This window comes from Streptosporangium sp. NPDC087985 (genome assembly GCF_044741965.1).
Taxonomy (GTDB): domain Bacteria; phylum Actinomycetota; class Actinomycetes; order Streptosporangiales; family Streptosporangiaceae; genus Streptosporangium.
This window is the reverse complement of the sequence record NZ_JBIUTQ010000002.1, coordinates 293068-311606: the sequence shown is the minus strand read 5'-3', so window position 1 is coordinate 311606 and position 18539 is coordinate 293068. Positions and strand designations below refer to the sequence as shown.

Sequence of the window (18539 nt, the reverse complement as noted above, 5' to 3'; positions counted from 1 at the left end):
TGCTCGCTCACGGGGCCGCCGCCTTGCGGTCCGCGGCGAGCCGTACGGCGTCGAGGATCTTCTCGTAGCCGGTGCACCGGCAGAGGTTGCCCGCCAGCGCCTCGCGGATCTCGGCGTCGGAGGGCCGCGGGATCCGTTCGATCAGGTCGTGTGCCTGGACGACGAGGCCGGGGGTGCAGAAACCGCACTGGACGGCGCCGCACTCGACGAAGGCCTCCTGGACCGGGTCGAGCCGGCCGCCGGTGGCGAGCCCCTCGACCGTACGGACCTCACGCCCCTCCGCCTGACCTGCCGCGACCAGGCAGGCGCAGACCGGGACGCCGTCGAGGTAGACCGTGCACGAGCCGCACTCGCCCTGCTCGCAGGCGTTCTTGGAACCGGGCAGGCCCACCCGCTCGCGCAGGACGTACAGCAGGCTCTCGCCCTCCCAGACGTCGTCGGCCGTCTCCTCGCGGCCGTTGACGGTGAAGGTGACGCGCATCAGCCCGCCCTCCTTTCGAAGTGTCCGGACCGGAACTCGTTCCAGGCCCAGGTCAGGGTGCGGCGTGCCATCACGCCGACGGCGTGCCTGCGGTAACCGGCGGTGCCGCGCACGTCGTCGATCGGCGAGGCGGCCTCCGCCGCCAGCTCGCCGAAGCGCCTGAGTACTCCGGGGTCGAGCCGGGCGTCCCAGTCGAGCTCGGCGGCGAGGAACTCCTCGGCCGCGACGGCCCTGCGGGGGGTCGGGGCGGCCGAGCCGATGCCGGTGCCCACCCGCCGTTCTCCGGGGTGGAGCGCGATCGCGAACGAGCAGACCGCGATGACCATGGCGTTGCGGGTGCCGACCTTGGAGAAGTACTGGGGGCCGCTCGCCGGGCTCATCCAGAACGCCCTGATCAGCTCGTCGGCCCGCAGGGCGCTCCGCTTGACCCCGAGATAGAACTCGGCGGCGGGGATCATCCGCACACCGCGGGCGGCGGACTCGACCTCGATGACCGCGTCCCCGGCGAGCAGCGGCGGGTGGCTGTCCCCCGCGGGTGAGGCCGCGCCGAGGTTGCCTCCGACGGTGCCGCGGTTGCGGATCTGCGGCGAGCCGACCGTGCGCGCCGCCTGCGCCAGGCCCGGCAGCCGGTCGCCCAGCTCGGAGATCAGGCGCGCGTACGGCACGCCCGCGCCGACCCGGAGCCGCCCGTCGTCCTCGGCGGTCCACCGGGTGAGCTCGGCGACGCGGTTGAGGTCGAGCAGCGCGGCGGGCCGGTGGACGTCGAAGTTGAGCTCCACCATCATGTCGGTGCCGCCCTGGATGGGCGCCGCCTCCGGCAGGCCGGCCTTGGCCTCCAGTGCCTCCGCCCACGTGGCGGGTCGCAGGAATTCCACGGTCATCACTCCCAGGCGAAGAGGGCGTCGGGGGCGTCGTCGTCGAGCACGGCGCCCTCGATCAGCCCGTAGGGACGGTCGGCGGCGTGGAACACCTCGTCCGGGTTGTCCAGCCCGAACGGCGTCAGGTCCACCGGGAAGTGGTGCTTGTTCGGCATCGTCAGGCGCACCTCGCAGATCTCGCCGCGCGTCTCCAGCACCCGTCTGCCCATCGCGTAGAGCGTCTGCTGCAACGACAGGCTGTGCGTGCCGGCGAACGCCTCCAGAAGGCATCGCCGCACCTCACTGTACGACTCGCCGAAGCCGTACGGCTCGCCGGACGGGGAGACGCCGGAGACATGACGCCACCTGGCCGACACCTCGGTGGCCAGCACGCGGTCGGTGGTCGGCTGGAGCGTGGTGTACTCGTCCACGGCGAAGCCGGAGAACTCCGAGCCGGTCGAGTTGAGCACCACCATGTCCTTCAGGCCGGAGACCACGGTGGTGGTCCCGTCCCGGTCGTGGTGGACGACGCAGGTACGCACCTCCCTGCCCGAGCGGACGAAGGAATGCCGCTCCTCGCGCGGCCCCGGAAGGGGGATGCGGTCCCAGAAGTACTCCTCGATCTCCACCCGGGCATGGTGGACGGCGGGCTGGGAGCCCACATAGTGGCGGGCCAGCAGGAGCCCGAAGTCCTCGATCTGGTCCACGCCGTACTTCCTGGCGAAGGCGTAGGCGGTGTTCTTCTGCGTGTCCGTCGGCAGGACCGCGGTGTTGTCACCGCTCAGGTGGACCTCGTCCATGTCGCCCGAGAGCGCGGAGCTGACGTTGATGTCCTTGATGTGGTGGACGCCGCCGTCCCTGACGACGCGTACCAGGCGGGTCTCCGCCTTGCCGTAGCGGTTGGGTCCGAGCACGACGGCCATGTCTAACTCCCTCGGTACGTCGAATAGGCGAACGGGCTCAGCAGCAGGGGCACGTGGTAGTGCTCGTCCGGGTCCGTGACCGTGAAGTCGATCGCCACCTCCGGGTAGAAGGCGTCCACCGCCCGGGCCGCGAAGTAGCCGCCGGTGTCGAACACCAGCCGGTGGGCACCCGCTCCGGGTGTCCAGCCCCGGATCCGGCCGTCGGCGTCGGTGACGCCCTCGGCGAGCACGGCGCCCGCCCTCTCCAGCCGTACGGCGACGCCCGCCGCGGGCCTGCCCAGCGCGGCGTCCAGAACGTGCGTGGACAGACTCATGTGACGTCTCCCGTTCGCCCGGCCGTGTACGGCTCACTCATGTGCTCTCCCCCAGCAGCTTCGCCACGCGCAGGCGGGTGATCCGGGCCAGCTCGGCCCGGACGACGCCGCGTTCGGTGGCCTCGTCGTTGCGCAGCCGTTCCCGCAGGCGGCCCAGCATCTCCTCGGCCGCCAGGCCGGTGGCACAGATCAGGTAGACGTGGCCGAAGCGCTCCTCGTAGGCGCGGTTGCCCTCGGCCAGCCCGTCGAGCACCGCCCGGCCGGCCTCGTCCACACCGGACTGCTCCTGGCGGGACCAGGACGGCTCCGGCCCGTGGGGCGCGGTGGAACCGCCGTCACGGGGCGGCTCGCCGATCCGGGGGTGGGCGGCCAGCGCCTCCTGGACGTCCGGCCAGGCCAGGCCACGCACGGCCGCCTCGGCCACCCCGGCCAGCTCGGCGAGGTCGCGGTAGGGACGCCGCGCGGCCACCTCGCGGGCGAAGGCCCGGGACGCGCAGCACGCCAGCAGCCCGGCCTCGGCCTCGGCGGCGCCGAGCGCGTTGAAGCCGGCCAGCCCCGCCCCCGGTCCCGCGGAATTCACATTCGGCATGCCAGCAGTACACACACCGCCGCCGTCCGAGGTCCAGCAGCGAGAACTCCCAACTGGGCCGGAGGTTCGCCCCGCGTTTTCGTGTCATGCTCCAAAACGGGACGGTGCGGCGCGGCGGAGAGGGCCGCGACGGCCGGGGAACCGCCGGTGGCAACGCCTAAAATGACGGCATCATGACTTCTCTCTCCCTCATCGGCGGACAGGTCTCCGTCACCGGCGGTCTGGCCAAGGGCGGCCTGCAGTACGCCTCGGACATCGGCGCCGAGATGATCCAGGTGTTCGTCACCAACCCCCGCGGCTGGGCGCTCGCCGCGGGCAACCCCGTTCAGGACGCCCGGCTGCGCGAGTCGGGCGTGCTCTCCTTCGTGCACGCGCCGTACCTCATCAACATGGGATCCCCCAGTGCCGACACGCTGGAGAAGTCGGTGGCCACCGTACGGCACGGCCTGCGGCGCTCCGCCGCGATCGGCGCCGCGGGCATGGTGGTCCACACGGGATCGGCGGTGAGCCAGCCCCGGGACGACGCCCTGCGCCAGCTGCGCGAGCACCTGCTCCCCCTGCTGGAGGAGATCCCCGACGACGGCCCTGACCTGCTGCTGGAGCCGATGGCCGGGCAGGGCGCGATGCTCTGCGCGACCGTCCAGGATCTGGAGCCCTATCTGGCGGCCCTCGACTGGCATCCGAAGGCGGGCATCTGCCTGGACACCTGTCACGCCTTCGCAGCCGGCCACGACCTGTCGACCGTCGAGGGCGTCAGGGAGACCCTCGACGCCCTGCACGCGCTCGCCCCGGGGCGGCTCAAGCTGATCCACGCCAACGACTCCAAGGACGTGTGCGCCTCCAAGAAGGACCGGCACGAGAACATCGGCGCGGGTCACATCGGTATCGAGTCCTTCGCCGAGCTGATGCGTCACCCGGCCGTGGCCGGCGTGCCGCTCTGCATCGAGACCCCCGGCGGCCCGGACAGGCACCGTGAGGACATCGAACTGCTGAAGAAGCTCCGCGACGGAAAGGGGACGGGACGCCCGTCCCCTTGATCCGGCCGCCCCCGCTGGCCAGATCAAGGGCCGGTCAGCTCGCTGACTCGGGCGTCCCGTCTCCCCGGAGATCGCCGGCCCCTCCCCCCAACGCAGGGGCCGGCAACCGGATGACCGGCTGTTGGCTGTCATCCAAGGCTCCGCGCATCAGATCCTGTCCGAGCCCTGCGGCCCTGTCCCCCCGATGCGGCGGTTTCGGTTCTCCGATAAGGGGAACACTAGAGGGGCGCTCCGGCGGCCGACCACCGCTTTCCGCCCAGCGCGATTAACGGTGTGTAGCAGTCGCTGTACGGAGGGGCACGGCGCGACGAGCGGCCGAGGTGGAGCGACGAACGGTCGTCTCCCCGGGACGGCACCCGCGGGGCCGGCTCCCCCCGGCCACCTACCTGGCCGCACCGGAGGACAGCGGCCGGTCCTGGAGCTGGCGGTCACGGACGAGCTGTGCGCGGACCTGCGGGGTATGGCGCCGGCTGACCGGCAGCGTCTCCGAGCCGACCTGCAGGGTCACCCGTCCGCCGTCGAAGCGCAGCTCGCTCACATGCCGCACCGAGACCAGCGTGCTGCGGTGCACGCGGATGAAACCCGATCCGGCCCAGCGCCGCTCCAGTGCGGCCAGGGACATGCGCACCAGGTAGGTGCCGTCGGTGGTGTGCAGCCGTACGTAGTCGCCCTGCGCCTCAGCGAACCGGACCGCCTGCTGGGCGACGAACCGGGTCCGGCCGCCGAGCTCGACCGGGATGACGTCCTCCGGGACCGGCTCGCTCGCCGCCGGCGTCATGGACTCCAGTCGCCGTACGGCCTCCGCCAGCCTGTCGGCCCGGACCGGCTTGAGCAGGTAGTCCACCGCCTCCAGATCGAAGGCCTGGATCGCGCAGTCCTCGTGGGCGGTGACGAAGACCAGCCGGGGCGGGTTGGGGAAGGCGCCGACGAGCCGGGCAAGGTCGAGACCGCCGAGGCCGGGCATCCGGATGTCGAGGAAGACACCGTCGAGCCGTTCTCCAGCACCGATCATCTGGACCATGTCCTGAAGCGCGGTGATTCCTCCGAGGGCGGTGGAGACGTGTCCGATGCGAGGATCGTGGCGGAGCAGGTGGGCCAGCTCCTCCAGCGCGGGGAGCTCGTCATCAACGGCCAGGACTCGCAGCATGGCCCCACGCTGCCCCCGAACCGCGTTCACCGCAACAGAAATGTCAACTTTAAGTAAAAGTATGACTACTAATAGCTATTGCTGGAGGGAAGCTTAGGTACGCGTAGTCGTATTTTGGTCCCCGTGCCCAGCGCGGTCTCCACGACGAGTCTGTAGTCCTCTCCGTAGAGGTGACGCAGCCGCACGTCCACGTTGGCCAGGCCGATCCCGCCCTCGCCCGGCCCCTGGCGCGGGTCGTCGTCGAGCAGCCTCCTGGCTCGCGCCGGGTCCATGCCCAGCCCGTCGTCCTCAACACTGATGTGGGCCTCGGCACCGGCGTCCCTGACCACCACCCGCACCTCACCGGAGCCTCCGGTGGCGGCTATGCCGTGCTTGATGGCGTTCTCGACGAGCGGTTGCAGGCACAGGAACGGCACCGGCACCGGCAGCGTCTCCGGCGCGACCCGGACGGTGAAACGGAGCCGTTCACCGAACCTGGCCCGTTCCAGCAGCAGATACCGGTCCACGCAGCGCAGTTCCTCGGCCAGGGTGGTGAAGTCCCCTCCCCGGCGTAGCGCGTGCCTGGTGAAGTCGGCGAAGTCCATCAGCAGCTCGCGAGCCCGTTCGGGGTCGGTGCGGACGAAGGAGGCGATGGTCGTCAGGGAGTTGTAGACGAAGTGCGGGGAGATCTGCGCGCGCAGCGCCCGCGTCTCGGCCTCCATCGCGCGCCTCCGCGAAGAGTCGAGTTCGGCCAGTTCGAGCTGGGCGGAGACCCAGCGTGCGACCTCGGTGACGGTCCGGACCAGCGCCGCGCTGACCTCGGCGTCGTAGGCGGCCAGCGCACCGATCACCCGGCCGTCCACGGTGAGCGGCACCACCGCCGCACCGCGGATCAGGCAGCCCGGCGTGTCACAGGTGAGCGTGTCCCCCGCCACCACGTACGGGCGCCCCGAGGAGAACACGTCGCGGGCGTGGTCGGGCGCGTGGTCGCGGTGGCAGTCCACCGCGCCGTCCCAGGCGAGCACTCCGTCGACGTCGGTCACCGCGATGGCGCTGGTGCCCAGCAGGGCGCGCAGGTGGCGGATCGCCTTGCGGGCCGAGTCGCGGGTCAGTCCGGCACGCAGCGACGGAGCCGCCAGCGCGGCGAGGTGCAGGGTGGCGAAGGTGGCCTCGTCCGGCGGGGGTGCCAGATGGCGGGGGGACGCCGGCCGCCGGCGGGACAGGACGAACCCCAGGAGAGTGCTGACGGTGCAGAGCAGCACCCAGCCACTGGTCGACCACATGCGGGAAACCGTAGTCAACCGTTCCGGTAGATCAGGGGAGAACGCCGATCACGGCGGGCCTTCACCCGGTTTCTCCTGGTATCCGATTAAGGGGGTCCTTCGCCCGGCTCCTCCTGGTAGGAGTAGCGCTGCTCACGCCAGGGGTCGGCGATGTTGTGGTACCCGCGCTCCTCCCAGAAGCCGCGTTTGTCCTCCATCAGGTACTCCACCGCGCGCACCCATTTGACGCTCTTCCACGCGTACAGATGGGGGACGATCACCCGGACCGGGAACCCGCGCTCCGGGGAGATGGGCTTGTCGTCGAGTTCGAGGGCGAACAGCGTCTGGGCGCGGGCGAAGTCGCTCATCCGCAGGTTGGCGCTGTAGCCGTACTCGGCCCAGATCATCACGTGTTTCACGCCCGGGGCCGGCGGGGCCAGCTCCATCAGCGTCGCCGGGGACACTCCGCGCCACTCGTTCCCCATGATCGAGAACTTGGTGACGCAGTGGAAGTCCGCCAGGACCGTGGTGCGCGGCATCGCGGAGAACTCCGGCCAGGTGAACCTGTGCTGCTCACCCGAGGCGGTCGCCCCCATGACGCGGAGCTCCCACGTCGCCGGACGGAACGTGGGCACTCTGCCGTAGTGGATCACAGGACGTCCCCGGGGGACGTACTGGCCCGGAGGCAGGCGAGTCCCCTCCTGAGAAGGTTCGGGCTGCTCCACCATCACTCCCCTCGCCGTTTCCCGCTGGCCCGCGGTGATCCTGTTCCCCCACGACACGGGGTAATCCTGCCACCGTGCCTCCGGAGCCGCCTCAGCGGCTACCGGATAAGGCTTTCTCACCGTGCGGTGGAGGCCGATCACGTGTGGTGGGCCACGCCCGGCAACCGCCCGGATCACAGCCGGGTCCCGGCGGTGCGGTATCCTTTGCCGCAATGCGTACCGTGTTCTGGTTTTGGTATGGCGACGGACCCCTAGGTCGGACCGTTCGCCACCGGATGCTGCGCTGACAGCCAGGTGAACGTGTAGGCCCCGGGTCCGATTACGGATCCGGGGCCTTCTGCTTTCACGGACCTTTTCATCGAAGGAGAGACATGGTCATCGTCATGGGCCCCGACGCCGTACAGGCGGACATCGAGGCGATCGTTGAGACCATCGACGGGACGGGCGGCGAGGCGTTCGTCAGCCGGGGCGTGAGCCGTACGATCATCGGGCTGGTGGGCGACGTCGCCCAGTTCGGCACGCTCGACCTGCGAGGCATGCGCGGGGTGGCCGACGTGATGCGGGTGACCTCCCCGTACAAGCTGGTGAGCAGGGACAACCATCCCGAGCGGTCCACGGTCCGGGTCGGCGGCGTGCCGATCGGTCCCGGTACGGTCACCCTGATCGCCGGTCCGTGCGCGGTGGAGACCCCGCAGCAGACCTTGGAGGCGGCCGAGATGGCCAAGGCCGCCGGGGCCACGCTGCTGCGTGGCGGCGCCTACAAGCCCCGCACCTCCCCCTACGCCTTCCAGGGCCTGGGTGAGGCGGGCCTGCGCATCCTCGCCGACGTGCGTGAGCAGACCGGTCTGCCCATCGTGACCGAGGTCGTGGACGCCCACGACGTCGAGCTGGTCGCCTCCTACGCCGACATGCTGCAGATCGGCACCCGCAACGCGCAGAACTTCGCGCTGCTCCAGGCGGTCGGCGGGATCGGCAAGCCGGTGATGCTCAAGCGCGGCATGAACGCCACCATCGAGGAGTGGCTGATGGCCGCCGAGTACATCGCCCAGCGCGGCAACCTCGACATCGTGCTGTGCGAGCGCGGCATCCGCACCTTCGAGACCGCCACCCGCAACACCCTGGACGTCTCCGCGGTCCCGGTCGCCCAGCGCCTGTCCCACCTGCCGGTCATCATCGACCCGTCCCACTCCGGCGGCCGGCGCGATCTGGTGCTCCCGCTCACCCGCGCCGCCATCGCGGTCGGCGCCGACGGCGTGATCATCGACGTCCATCCCCACCCCGAGCAGGCTCTCTGCGACGGCCCCCAGGCGCTGGTCGACGGCGACCTGGACGAGCTCGCCCGCGTGGTGCGCGAGTTCCCGCCGCTGATGGGCAGGGTCCCGGCCGGTGACGCACTGGTGACCGCCTGACCGTCCCATGCCCGCCCCGGGCTCAGCCCTCCAGCTTGTACTCCTGGAGGGAGTCGGCCAGCTGTACGGCGAGCTCCTCGGCGTCGAGCCGCCTCTCGATCTGCTTCAGGTCCGCGATCTTGGCGGCGGTCTCCGCTCGGCGGGGGGCCAGGAGGGTGCAGCAGTCCTCGTCGGGGAGTTCGGAGATCTCCAGGGTGCCGATCCGGCGGGCCTCGGCCATGATCTCGGTCTTGTCGAGGCCGATGAGCGGGCGCAGGATCGGCAGGTCGACCGCGTCGTCCTGGGCGGTGATGTTCTGTAGGGTCTGGGAGGAGACCTGGCCGAGGGAGTCCCCGGTGATCAGCGCCTTGGCGCGGAGACGCCGGGCGACCTCCTCGGCGGTCTTGAGCATGAGGCGACGCTGGGAGATGACCGCGAGACGGTCCTGCCCGGAGGCCTTGATGGACTGCTGGGCCTTGCCGAACGGGACGACCCAGAGCCGGGATCTGCCCTGGAACCTGTCCAGGGCGCGCACCAGGGCGTACGCCTTGTAGATGGACTCCGACGTCGTGAACGGGATGCCGGAGAAGTGCAGGAAGTCCACCCGCAGGCCGCGCCGCATCATCCGGTAGGCGGCCACCGGGGAGTCGATGCCGCCGGACATCAGGACCAGGCCCCGGCCGCTGGTGCCGACCGGCAGGCCGCCCTGACCGGGCAGACCGCCGGTGAAGACGAAGACCTCGTCCCTGTCCACCTCGATGGAGACGACCAGTTCGGGGTTCTTCAGGTCGACCGGCAGACCGTAGATGTCGTTGAGCTCGCCGCCGACCGAGCGGTCGAGCTCCATCGAGGTCATCGGGAAGCGCTTGTCGCGACGGCGGGAGCGGACCGCGAAGGAGACCCCGCGCCTGACGTCCTCCCGGTCGGCCAGCAGCTCGATCGCCGCCTTGGTGACCGCGCCCGGGTCCTTCTCCACCCGCCAGGCCCGGTGGATCCAGACCAGTCCGGGGACGTAGGTGACCCGCTCGGCGACCGCGTCGGCGACCTCGGGGCCGGTGCCCGGGGGCAGGAAGAGCGCGATCACACCGTGGCGCTGACGCACGTCCACCTTGAAGCCGAAGTCCTTCAGGGCCGCCTTGATGTTGGCCTGCAACCGCTGCTCGAAAAGCTCACGGTTGTTTCCCTTAAGGACGACCTCGCCCAGTTTGAGCAGAACACAGGGCTCGCCCAAGGCGGACATGGTCATGGTGCAACCTCCGGTGGCGCTTCGAGGGGAATGTACGGCCATCGCCAAGTGTCGCGCGCGGTCCCGTAAAGACAAAGGCTCGACCTCGCTACTTTAGTCGCCCTCATGACCTGTCAGGGCCCGCTCGACGGCACCGCGGAGGTGCCGTGGGCGGACCCGGCGCGTCTGTGGTTCCGCGGGGGACGACGGCCGACTGCAATAATCACCGTTTCCCCTCACAGAGAACTGGACCATGTCCCACGTAGACCATTTCTCCTACGGCCTGCTCACCCCCGTGCTGGCCTACGTCATGTCGGGCATCGGATGCATGCTCGGTCTCCTGCTCGCCGCGAGGGCACGGAGTGCCACGGGTCCGTCCCGGGCGCGGCGGCTGATCGGCGGGGCCCTCTCCATCGGCGGCACCGGTGTCTGGGGCATGCACTCCGTCGCCATGATGGGGTTCACCCCGGGCGGTCAGATCCGTTACGACGTGCCTATGACGGTCGGCTCGGCGGTGCCGGCGGTGGTCATGGTCTGCGCGGCGCTGTTCCTGACCTCCCGCGGGGGCGAGAGGCTGGTTCCCCTTCTCGGCGGAGGGTTGCTCACCGGTCTCGGCGTCGCCGGGATGCACTACAGCGGCATGTTCGCGATGAACATGTCGGCGCACGTCTCCTACGACCCGCTGTTCGTGGGGCTCTCGGTGGTGATCGCGATCGCCGCCTCGACCGTGGCGCTCTGGTTCACCCAGCGGGTCAGCGGCCCGCTCGCCACCGCCGGCGCGGCCCTGATCATGGCCAGCGGGGTATGCGGCATGCACTACGTCGGCATGTTCGCGATGGAGGTACAGCCCCAGATCTCCCCGGCGCCGGTCGCCGGGGCACGGGGCGCCGACTTCCTCCTACCCGCCCTGGTCGTGCTCGGCCTGCTGACGCTCGGCCTGCTGCTGGCCGTCGTCCTCTCCCCCTCGGAGCAGGAGCAGGAGGACGACGCCGCGCTGCTGGCCCGGCTGGAGACCCTGCGTGACACGGCACAGCCCCCCGCGCCGGCCGCGCCGGAGACCGGAACGCCGAAGCGGCCCTCGCTGTTCGACTCCGGCGGCTGATGCCGTACGGCCTGCGCCGCCACGGGCCGCAGGATCGGGGCGCAAGCCGTACGCCGGAGGGGGCCGGACCGTCGCCGTCCGTCGCGCGAGGCTACGGCGGGCCGCTTGTGGGCCGCTCGGATCGCGGGGCGGCCCCTCACCGGCGGTGTGTCAGCCGAAGAAGACCTCGGCCTCCTCGTAGCGGCTGACCGGCACGGTCTTCAGCTCGTTGGTGGCCTCGGCGAGACCGACCCGGACGATGTCGGTGCCCTGCAACGCGACCATGACGCCGAAGTTCCCGTCGTGCACGGCGTCGATGGCCTGCAGGCCGAACCGGGTGGCCAGCACCCGGTCGAAGGCCGTGGGCGTGCCTCCGCGCTGGATGTGACCGAGCACGGTGGTGCGGGCCTCCTTGCCGGTCCGCTTCTCGATCTCCTTGGCGAGCAGCTCAGCGATGCCGCCCAGCCGGACGTGGCCGAAGGAGTCGAGCTCGCCCGCCTGCAACGCCATCTGGCCCTCGACCGGATGGGCTCCCTCCGCGACCACGATGATCGGCGCGTAGCGGGTCTTGAAGCGGGACTCGACGTAGGCGCACACCCGGTCGATGTCGAAGGGCTTCTCCGGGATGAGGATGACGTTGGCGCCGCCGGCCATGCCCGCGTGCAGGGCGATCCAGCCCGCATGGCGGCCCATGACCTCGCAGATCAGCGCGCGGTGGTGGGACTCGGCGGTGGTGTGCAGCCGGTCGATCGCCTCGACGGCGATGTTGACGGCGGTGTCGAAGCCGAAGGTGTAGTCGGTGGCGTTGAGGTCGTTGTCGATCGTCTTCGGCACGCCGACGACCTTCACACCCTTGTCGAAGAGCTGCTTGGCGACGCCCAGGGTGTCTTCACCGCCGATCGCGATCAGCGCGTCGACCCCGGCCTCGGCCAGATTGTCCTTGATCTTCTCAACGCCGCCGTCAATCTTGATCGGGTTGGTCCGAGACGAGCCAAGGATCGTGCCGCCGCGTGGCAGGATGCCCCGCACGGCCTGGATGTCCAACGGCATGGTGTCGCCTTCGAGCGGGCCACGCCAGCCGTCGCGGAATCCGACGAACTCGTGCCCGTAGACGCTGACCCCCTTGCGCACGACTGCGCGGATAACGGCGTTCAGGCCGGGGCAGTCGCCGCCCCCGGTTAGCACTCCAATACGCATGGCATCCTCCGGTGGTGGTTCCGAGGCAAGACGGCCAGATTAGGCGGGGTGACGCGGCCGGCGAGGGATTTCCATCGCCGACGCAACGCATTCTGCCCGGTGATGAGGCCAATGGTCTAGACCAAATGGATGGAGTCCTGATCTGTCGGCCGCCGGTTCTCACCGGCGGCGTGGGAACGGCCGAGGTCGTGAGACGTCTTCTTCTCCTCCCAGTCTTCTCCATGCCTCCCGTTTCCGCGGGCCGCCACTCCACGCGGCCCTGCCGTACACCCGGACGTCGGCGGCCCGGGCGCCCCGGACCGGCCCTCCTCAGCGGGGCGCCGGTCCGGCCAGCCCCAGGGATTCGAGGTTGTCGCGGGCCGGATGGCTGCGCCCGGCCGGGCCGGCCGCGAAGACCCGCAGAAGGTTCCTCGTGGCCTTCCGGACGAAGACACCGGCCCGTCCGGTGACGCCGTGGCCGCAGCGGGCGCCCCGCATCGCGCACACCCAGCGCATCGTGCCGGAGCTGAACACGGCGGCGCCGCTCGGCACGGTGTAGTAGGCGCTGTGCGCGACCGTGGACCGGCCTCCGCAGGCGACCGGAGAGACCGACAGGACCTCCATGGGGCGGGGCGCGCCCGCGCCGACCCTGTCGGTCTCCACCCCCGCCATGCCGGGGAACACGGTGCCGCGCCGCACCCCGGTCCCCTTGAAGATCCAGTTGCCGGGGCGGTGGACCACGTAGGCGGACTCGGAGGGGAAGCAGTCGTACATCGGGCCGGTCAGCGAGCTCTCCGGCTTCCCGCTCTCACGCCACAGAACCGTCCAGGTGTCCTCGGCGGCGTCCTTGTGGCAGATGACGAGGCGGCCGGGGCCCAGTGGCGTCGCGGCGAAGCGGATCCGCCAGTAGACGGCGTTGGCGCCGAGAAAGGCGATGTTGGTGCCGTGGTCACGGGCGGCCTCGACGGTGCGGCGCATGGGCGCCGACCAGTATTCGTCGTGTCCCAGGGAGACCAGGCCCCGGGCGCCGTCGAGGACACGGGGGTCGCGGTCGAGCTCCAGGTCCGTGACGTAGGCGAGGGGGAGTCCGTCGCGCTCGGCGAGCTCGACGGCGTCGCGTTCCATGTCCAGGAAGAGCCGGGCACCGGAGGTGTCGTAGGGGCGGTCGAAGCTGACCGCGCGGGACCGGTCCGCGAACCCGCCGGGACCGTGGTAAAGGCTGCGGCCGCCCCAGTCGTTGTAGGCCTGCCAGGTGGTGACCGCGTTGACGACGACCAGGCGCCCCCGGGTGGAGGCGGATCTGACGGTGAGGGGGACGTAGCGCCGGCCTCCGGTGGCGGCGTCCAGCCGGATCAGGTAGGAGCCCTCGGGCCAGCCGGAGGTGTCCACCTCGGGACCCGGCCTCCAGTGGGCGGCGGTCACCGTGCGAGTGGCGGCGACCGTCCTGGGCGGAGCCTGCCTCGTGCCGGGCAGCCCGGCGGACTCCCAGACCTGCCGGGCCCCGGCTCCGCCGTACCAGCCCATCCGGAAGGCCCTGGCGGTGTAGCGGCGGGCCGTGGTCGAGACGTACAGCCGGAAGCGCTCCCCCGGCAGCACGCTCACCCGGTCGGCGAAACCCTCGATCTCGTGCGCGGCGCCGAGGTCGCGCACCCGCCAGCGCGGGTCGCCCGCTCGGGCGTTCTCCGCCACGACGGCGTTCCTCGCCGTCTCGGTGGCGTCGGCTGTGCCCGCTCGCCCCACCCCGCCGGCACCGTCCGCGAGGGAGGGAGCCGGCGTCACATGAACAGCGGGAGCGGAGGCGGGATCGGCGGTGACGCCGCATCCAACGGCCACCAGGGCCGCCGTCAGCACGACGACCAGACGCGTGGGCACTCGGAGCATGATCGACATCATGTCCGTGCCGGAGATCTCCCGCACGGTATTTGGACGGTTCTTGGCATCAGTCGGGCAACAGCACGCACGAGGGAGTGGCCGCCGCGAACACCTCTCCTTCGAACCTGGGGATCCCATCCTCCATCCTCAGTACGGCGATGCCGTCGGAGCGCTGGTTGGCCACGTACATCCGGTCGCCGGCGAGGGCGAAGTGCCGCGGCCAGACACCGCCGCAGCCGACCTCGGCGATCGGGTCCAGGGTGGGCGCGGAGAGCACCGAGATCGTGTCGGGCCCGCGGTTGCCGACGTAGACGGATCCACCGGACACCTCCAGATGCGAGGGATGGTTGTCGCCCTCGGTGGCGCTGGCGGGGACGGCCCGGAGCTCGCGCCAGCCGTCGTCGTAGACACGGACCGTGCCGTCCAGCTCCCCGGCGACGTACCAGTGCTCCCCGGACCGGGCCATGTGCCGGGGGCCCATACCGGACGCGAGCCGTACCGGGCCGCCGGGATGCGGCTGCACCTCGCCGTCGACGAGGTACCGGCGGACCTCGTCGGCGCCCAGGTCGGTCACGTACAGCACGCCGTCGGGGCCGAAAACGGCCTGGTGGGCGTGGGCGCCCTCCCGGTAGGGGAAGGTCGACACGTCGGTGAGCAGGCCATCCCGGTCGATCCCGTGCACACTCACCGTGCCGTCGCCGTAATTGGCCACCGCGAGCAGGGTGCCCGACGGGTCGACGGCCAGGTGGCAGGGGAACGATCCCTCGCTGGGCCGTTGGGCCGTCAAGGTCAGGGCGCCGCCGGCGGCGCGGGCGAAGACGGCCACCGTGCCCCGCTCGCCCTCCCCCACCGCGTACAGGACCGGGAGCCGGGGGTGGGCCGCGAGGAAGGACGGCCCCGAGGCCCCCGTCTCGCCGAGCCGTGCGAGGCTCTCCAGCTCCACCAGGGTGATCCCGGCGCCCGACCCGCCGGTGTCGGGGGTGTATCCACCGATATACGCAAGCTCAGCCATCATGCTCCTATTTCAGCGCGATGGGGCAACTTATACCGCCCGGAACCGATCATCCTTATAAGCCGGTCCGCGGGCTGACGGTCCCGGCACGGACCTTCCGGAAACCCGGAGGTAAGCGTTTCCCAAAACTGGTCGCCCTATCGCCAAGATCCGCATGCGGCGACGTCCGGGCGTCCACAGTGGGCTTACGTCATCGTCAAGACGGGAGCACTGTTGAGCGAGGGACTCGCGTCCGCCAATCCGATCTCCGCAGCCACCTCCCGGGTGGGCGCTCGCAGAGCCCTGGTGTTCCTCGACTCGCCGCCGGACGCCGCCTCCGGCTCCACACCGATCACGGTCCCCGGCGCCACCTCGCCGGACGTGCGCCTGGTGGGCGCGCTCCGCGCCGAGGGCTTCGCCGTCGACACCGGGCACAGCCGGGGGGCGCGCGCCGACGCCGAGCGGGTGTGGGACTTCCTGCGGTCGGCTCAGGAGCGGGATCTGCTGGTGGTCCGGCTGCCCGGCGACAACGGCTGGACTTCGGGACAGCTCGGGTCGATGATCGGCGCGTTCGGCCGGCAGGTCGGCGAATCGCTGGCGGCCGCCGTACTGCTGGTCATGGATTTCGGCTGGAGCGCCCTGGAGAGAGCCGCCGCGCCGGTCCGGCAGCTCGCTGTGGCGGGAGAGCCCCGGGTAGCCGCGGCGGCGCTGACCCTGACCCTGAATCTCGACGAGACGGCCCCCGGCCCCGCGCACAGCCTGACCGGCGTTCTCGCCGAAGGGCTGGCGACCCGGGCCGCCGACCTCGACGACGACGGGGTCATCACCGTCGGCGACCTGCACGCCTACGCGCTGCGCCACTACGAGACCCTCTCCTCCGCCCGTACCCCCATCCTGATCACTTACGGCGCCGTCGCGGATGTCGCCCTGACCCGGGCCCCAGATCCGTCCGCCCCGCCCCACGCCGCCTTCGCGCACGTGCTGGCCATGCTCGGCGATCCCTCACCCCCGGCCTCGGGCGTCGAGATCGTCCGGCGGATCTACGAGCTCCACCTGAACGGACCGGCCAGGGAACTGCTGCGCAAGGCCTCCCTCCTCGATGAGGGCGAGTCGATCGACGAGGTCCTCGGCGACGCCACCGAGCTCAGGCGCTGGGGGCTGCTCGGCGAGACGACCACGTTCGTCCATCCGGACGTGCGGGCGTTCGGCTACTCGCGGCTGTCGGCGGCCGAGCGCGCCCGGACCTCCGCGGTGCTGCGCCGCCTGCGGGCCGGGCAGCGCGCCGTACGGCCGCGGGCCAGGCTCACCGCCGACCGGTGGACGACCGAGGACCAGCTCGGGCACCGCGTCTACGCCGAGGCCATCGCCGCGTTCGTCCGCCACCCCGAGACCCGGCCCCCGCTGACGATCGGCGTCAAGGGACCGTGGGGCACCGGCAAGACCTCCCTGATGCGGATGATCCAGGACCTGCTGGATCCCGGGGCGGCCGGAGACCACCCCGCCGAGATCCACCTGCCCGGCACGCGCGGGGACAAGGCCCTGACCAACGCCGAGGTGCTGGCCAGAGCCGGGCAGCGGCCCCGGGAGAGCGCCGGGCAGGCCGAGCCGGGGACCCTTCCCCTGCGGCGGGCGGACTGGCGGCCGACGGTCTGGTTCAACCCGTGGATGTACCAGAACGGCGAGCAGGTGTGGGCCGGGCTCGCCCACGAGATCATCAGCCAGGTCACCCGGCGGCTGCCCCGCGCGGAGCGGGAACGGTTCTGGCTGGAGCTCAACCTCGCCAGGATCGACCGGGAGGCGGTCCGCCGGCGCGCCTACCACCTGGCGATGACCCGGCTGGCCCCGCTGGCCCTCGGCCTGGTCGCCACCCTGGTCCTCACCGGCGCCCTCCTCGCCGCCGCCACGCTGCTGCCCGCGTTCGGCGCCTTCCTGGGGACCGCGGCCGCCACGGTCGGCACGGCGGGCTCGGTGGCGGTGGTGGGGGCGGGAGCCGTACGGCTCGCGAGGTTCTTCGGGGAGTCGGCGGACACCGCCTTCCGCGAGCTGGTCCGCCAGCCTGACCTGCTCTCCCCCGGCCTCTCCTCCAGCACGGCCGAGGGGTTCGTCACCGAGGCCGTGACCAACCCCGGCTACGGTTCCAGGACGGGCTTCCTGCACCTGGTGCAGAGCGACATGCGGCAGGTGCTCGACCTGGTCGCCACCCAGGAACGGCCGCTGGTGGTGTTCGTCGACGACCTGGACCGGTGCTCGCCGGGTACGGTGGCGCAGGTCATCGAGGCGATCAACCTGTTCCTCGCCGGGGAGTTCCCGAACTGTGTGTTCGTGCTGGCCATGGAGCCGGAGGTGGTGGTCGCGCACGTGGAGGCCGCCTATCCGGAGCTGGTGGAGACGCTTCCCGGCGGCGGGCGGTCCGGGCTGGGCTGGCGCTTCCTGGAGAAGATCGTTCAGCTGCCGCTGAGCGTGCCGCTGCTGGACGACGCCGACCGGCTGCCCGGCTTCGTGCGGGCCCTGCTGGGGATGCCCGAGACCGGCGGGGCCGCCGGGGGCTCCGCTCCCGGCGAGGACCTGGCGCGCCGGCATGGTCAGCCGTCGCGGGGACCGGGACCATGGTCACGCGAGGCCGGGACCGGGACGGGGACCGAGACCGAGACTGGGCCTGGGCCTGGGACCGGGGCCATGCCGGAGCCGCGCGCGCCGGTCGACGTGCCGCCGGCCATACCCCCGCCAGGGCCGGTGGAGCCCCCGGATCCGGCGCTGGTGAGCCGCCTGGAAGACGCGATCTGGGCGCTGCGGCCGACGGCGGCGAGCCTGGACGAGGCGGCGAGGCGGGCCCAGGAGGTCCTGGGTATCGAGGCCCTGGACGCGATCGGCGGGCTGGCCTCGGCGACGCGCGAGGCGGCCGACCGGGTCTTCGACGACCTCTACAGCGACGAGAACGCCTACCGGGCGATCGAGCTCATGCTCCCGGTCATGACGTTCTTCAACCCGCGCGAGATCAAACGCTACGTGAACGTCTTCCGTTTCTACTCCTTCCTCGTCTACCGGCGCACGCTCGCCGGAGCGGCACCCGCCTCCGACGGCGAGGTGGCCAAGCTCGCGGCGCTGACCATCCACTGGCCGCACCTGCTGTCGCTACTGGTCAAGGAGACCGGGGGAATGAGCGTGCTGCAGCGGCTCGAACGCGCCGCCGGCGACGGCCGGGACTGGGAGCGGGCCGTCCACGAGACGGGGCTGGCCGATCCCTCCGCCCCCGGCAGCGCCCACCTGGACTCCCTGCGCGACCTGCTCTCCTCCCCCCACCCCATCGCCGACCTCGCCCGCCACCTCCTCTGAGCGCCGGGGACCGGCGTGGTGGGTACCGATCGCCGTACGACACTCCCTCACCGGTCACCGCCCCTCCCAGGGCGTTCCGCGTCTCCCCGGGTCCGAGGCGATGGCGGTTGACCTCGACTTCGGTTGAGGTTGCAGGCTTGGGGCGCGGGAATCGAACCG

Annotated in this window: 16 protein-coding genes; 4 read left to right on the top strand and 12 right to left on the bottom strand. The window is 71.4% G+C overall.

From position 1 onward, the window contains the following. Nucleotides 1-7 precede the first annotated feature (7 nt). Genes ACIN94_RS06620 through uraD form a run of 5 tightly spaced genes read right to left on the bottom strand, consistent with a single transcriptional unit; the run spans nucleotide 8 to nucleotide 3164 of the window. On the bottom strand, nucleotides 8-481 hold the full coding sequence (locus ACIN94_RS06620) for a (2Fe-2S)-binding protein (protein WP_400700512.1): 474 nt from the start codon (nucleotides 479-481) through the stop codon (nucleotides 8-10). Then, nucleotides 481-1356, bottom strand: coding sequence for an FAD binding domain-containing protein (locus tag ACIN94_RS06615; protein ID WP_400701656.1), 876 nt, complete (start codon nucleotides 1354-1356; stop codon nucleotides 481-483). The genes ACIN94_RS06620 and ACIN94_RS06615 overlap by 1 nt, the downstream gene beginning before the upstream one ends. 5 nt (nucleotides 1357-1361) lie before the next feature. Then, a complete protein-coding gene (gene pucL, locus ACIN94_RS06610) occupies nucleotides 1362-2261 on the bottom strand; it encodes a factor-independent urate hydroxylase (RefSeq protein WP_400700510.1) in 900 nt (299 codons plus the stop codon). 2 nt (nucleotides 2262-2263) lie between these two features. Continuing rightward, nucleotides 2264-2575, bottom strand: coding sequence for a hydroxyisourate hydrolase (uraH, locus tag ACIN94_RS06605; protein ID WP_400700508.1), 312 nt, complete (start codon nucleotides 2573-2575; stop codon nucleotides 2264-2266). A gap of 37 nt (nucleotides 2576-2612) precedes the next feature. Further along, nucleotides 2613-3164 carry a 2-oxo-4-hydroxy-4-carboxy-5-ureidoimidazoline decarboxylase gene (uraD, locus tag ACIN94_RS06600; protein WP_400700505.1) on the bottom strand — a complete coding sequence of 184 codons (552 nt, stop codon included), beginning with the start codon at nucleotides 3162-3164 and terminating at the stop codon, nucleotides 2613-2615. Between the two features lie 173 nt (nucleotides 3165-3337). Between uraD and ACIN94_RS06595 the strand changes: the two genes are divergently transcribed. Next, nucleotides 3338-4201, top strand: a complete 864-nt coding sequence (locus ACIN94_RS06595; RefSeq protein WP_400700503.1) for a deoxyribonuclease IV — start codon at nucleotides 3338-3340, stop codon at nucleotides 4199-4201. A 382-nt stretch (nucleotides 4202-4583) separates the two neighbouring features. Here ACIN94_RS06595 and ACIN94_RS06590 read toward each other — a convergent pair whose 3' ends face one another. From ACIN94_RS06590 to ACIN94_RS06580, 3 genes are all read right to left on the bottom strand, one after another. Then, nucleotides 4584-5348, bottom strand: coding sequence for a LytR/AlgR family response regulator transcription factor (locus ACIN94_RS06590; RefSeq protein WP_400700501.1), 765 nt, complete (start codon nucleotides 5346-5348; stop codon nucleotides 4584-4586). 68 nt (nucleotides 5349-5416) lie between these two features. Then, entirely contained in the window at nucleotides 5417-6610 is a 1194-nt protein-coding gene (locus ACIN94_RS06585; RefSeq protein WP_400700499.1) for a histidine kinase, read from the bottom strand. Nucleotides 6611-6696: 86 nt separating this feature from the next. Continuing rightward, entirely contained in the window at nucleotides 6697-7317 is a 621-nt protein-coding gene (locus ACIN94_RS06580) for a molybdopterin-dependent oxidoreductase (protein ID WP_400701653.1), read from the bottom strand. Nucleotides 7318-7685: 368 nt separating this feature from the next. Between ACIN94_RS06580 and aroF the strand changes: the two genes are divergently transcribed. After that, nucleotides 7686-8723, top strand: a complete 1038-nt coding sequence (gene aroF, locus ACIN94_RS06575; RefSeq protein ID WP_400700497.1) for a 3-deoxy-7-phosphoheptulonate synthase — start codon at nucleotides 7686-7688, stop codon at nucleotides 8721-8723. 22 nt (nucleotides 8724-8745) lie between these two features. Here aroF and thiI read toward each other — a convergent pair whose 3' ends face one another. Then, nucleotides 8746-9948, bottom strand: a complete 1203-nt coding sequence (thiI, locus tag ACIN94_RS06570) for a tRNA uracil 4-sulfurtransferase ThiI (protein ID WP_400700495.1) — start codon at nucleotides 9946-9948, stop codon at nucleotides 8746-8748. Between the two features lie 232 nt (nucleotides 9949-10180). Here thiI and ACIN94_RS06565 point away from each other — a divergent pair, with 232 nt between their 5' ends. Then, nucleotides 10181-11029: an MHYT domain-containing protein gene (locus tag ACIN94_RS06565; protein ID WP_400700493.1), complete on the top strand. Its 849-nt coding sequence runs from the start codon at nucleotides 10181-10183 to the stop codon at nucleotides 11027-11029. 150 nt (nucleotides 11030-11179) lie between these two features. Here the strand turns inward: ACIN94_RS06565 and ACIN94_RS06560 are convergent, their stop codons facing one another. From ACIN94_RS06560 to ACIN94_RS06550, 3 genes are all read right to left on the bottom strand, one after another. Further along, complete coding sequence (locus ACIN94_RS06560; protein ID WP_400700491.1) at nucleotides 11180-12205, bottom strand: 6-phosphofructokinase; 1026 nt, start codon at nucleotides 12203-12205, stop codon at nucleotides 11180-11182. Nucleotides 12206-12514: 309 nt separating this feature from the next. Continuing rightward, complete coding sequence (locus ACIN94_RS06555; protein WP_400700489.1) at nucleotides 12515-14056, bottom strand: N,N-dimethylformamidase beta subunit family domain-containing protein; 1542 nt, start codon at nucleotides 14054-14056, stop codon at nucleotides 12515-12517. Between the two features lie 67 nt (nucleotides 14057-14123). After that, nucleotides 14124-15071: a lactonase family protein gene (locus ACIN94_RS06550; RefSeq protein WP_400700487.1), complete on the bottom strand. Its 948-nt coding sequence runs from the start codon at nucleotides 15069-15071 to the stop codon at nucleotides 14124-14126. Between the two features lie 210 nt (nucleotides 15072-15281). Between ACIN94_RS06550 and ACIN94_RS06545 the strand changes: the two genes are divergently transcribed. Further along, entirely contained in the window at nucleotides 15282-18380 is a 3099-nt protein-coding gene (locus tag ACIN94_RS06545) for a P-loop NTPase fold protein (RefSeq protein ID WP_400700485.1), read from the top strand. Nucleotides 18381-18539: the final 159 nt, after the last annotated feature.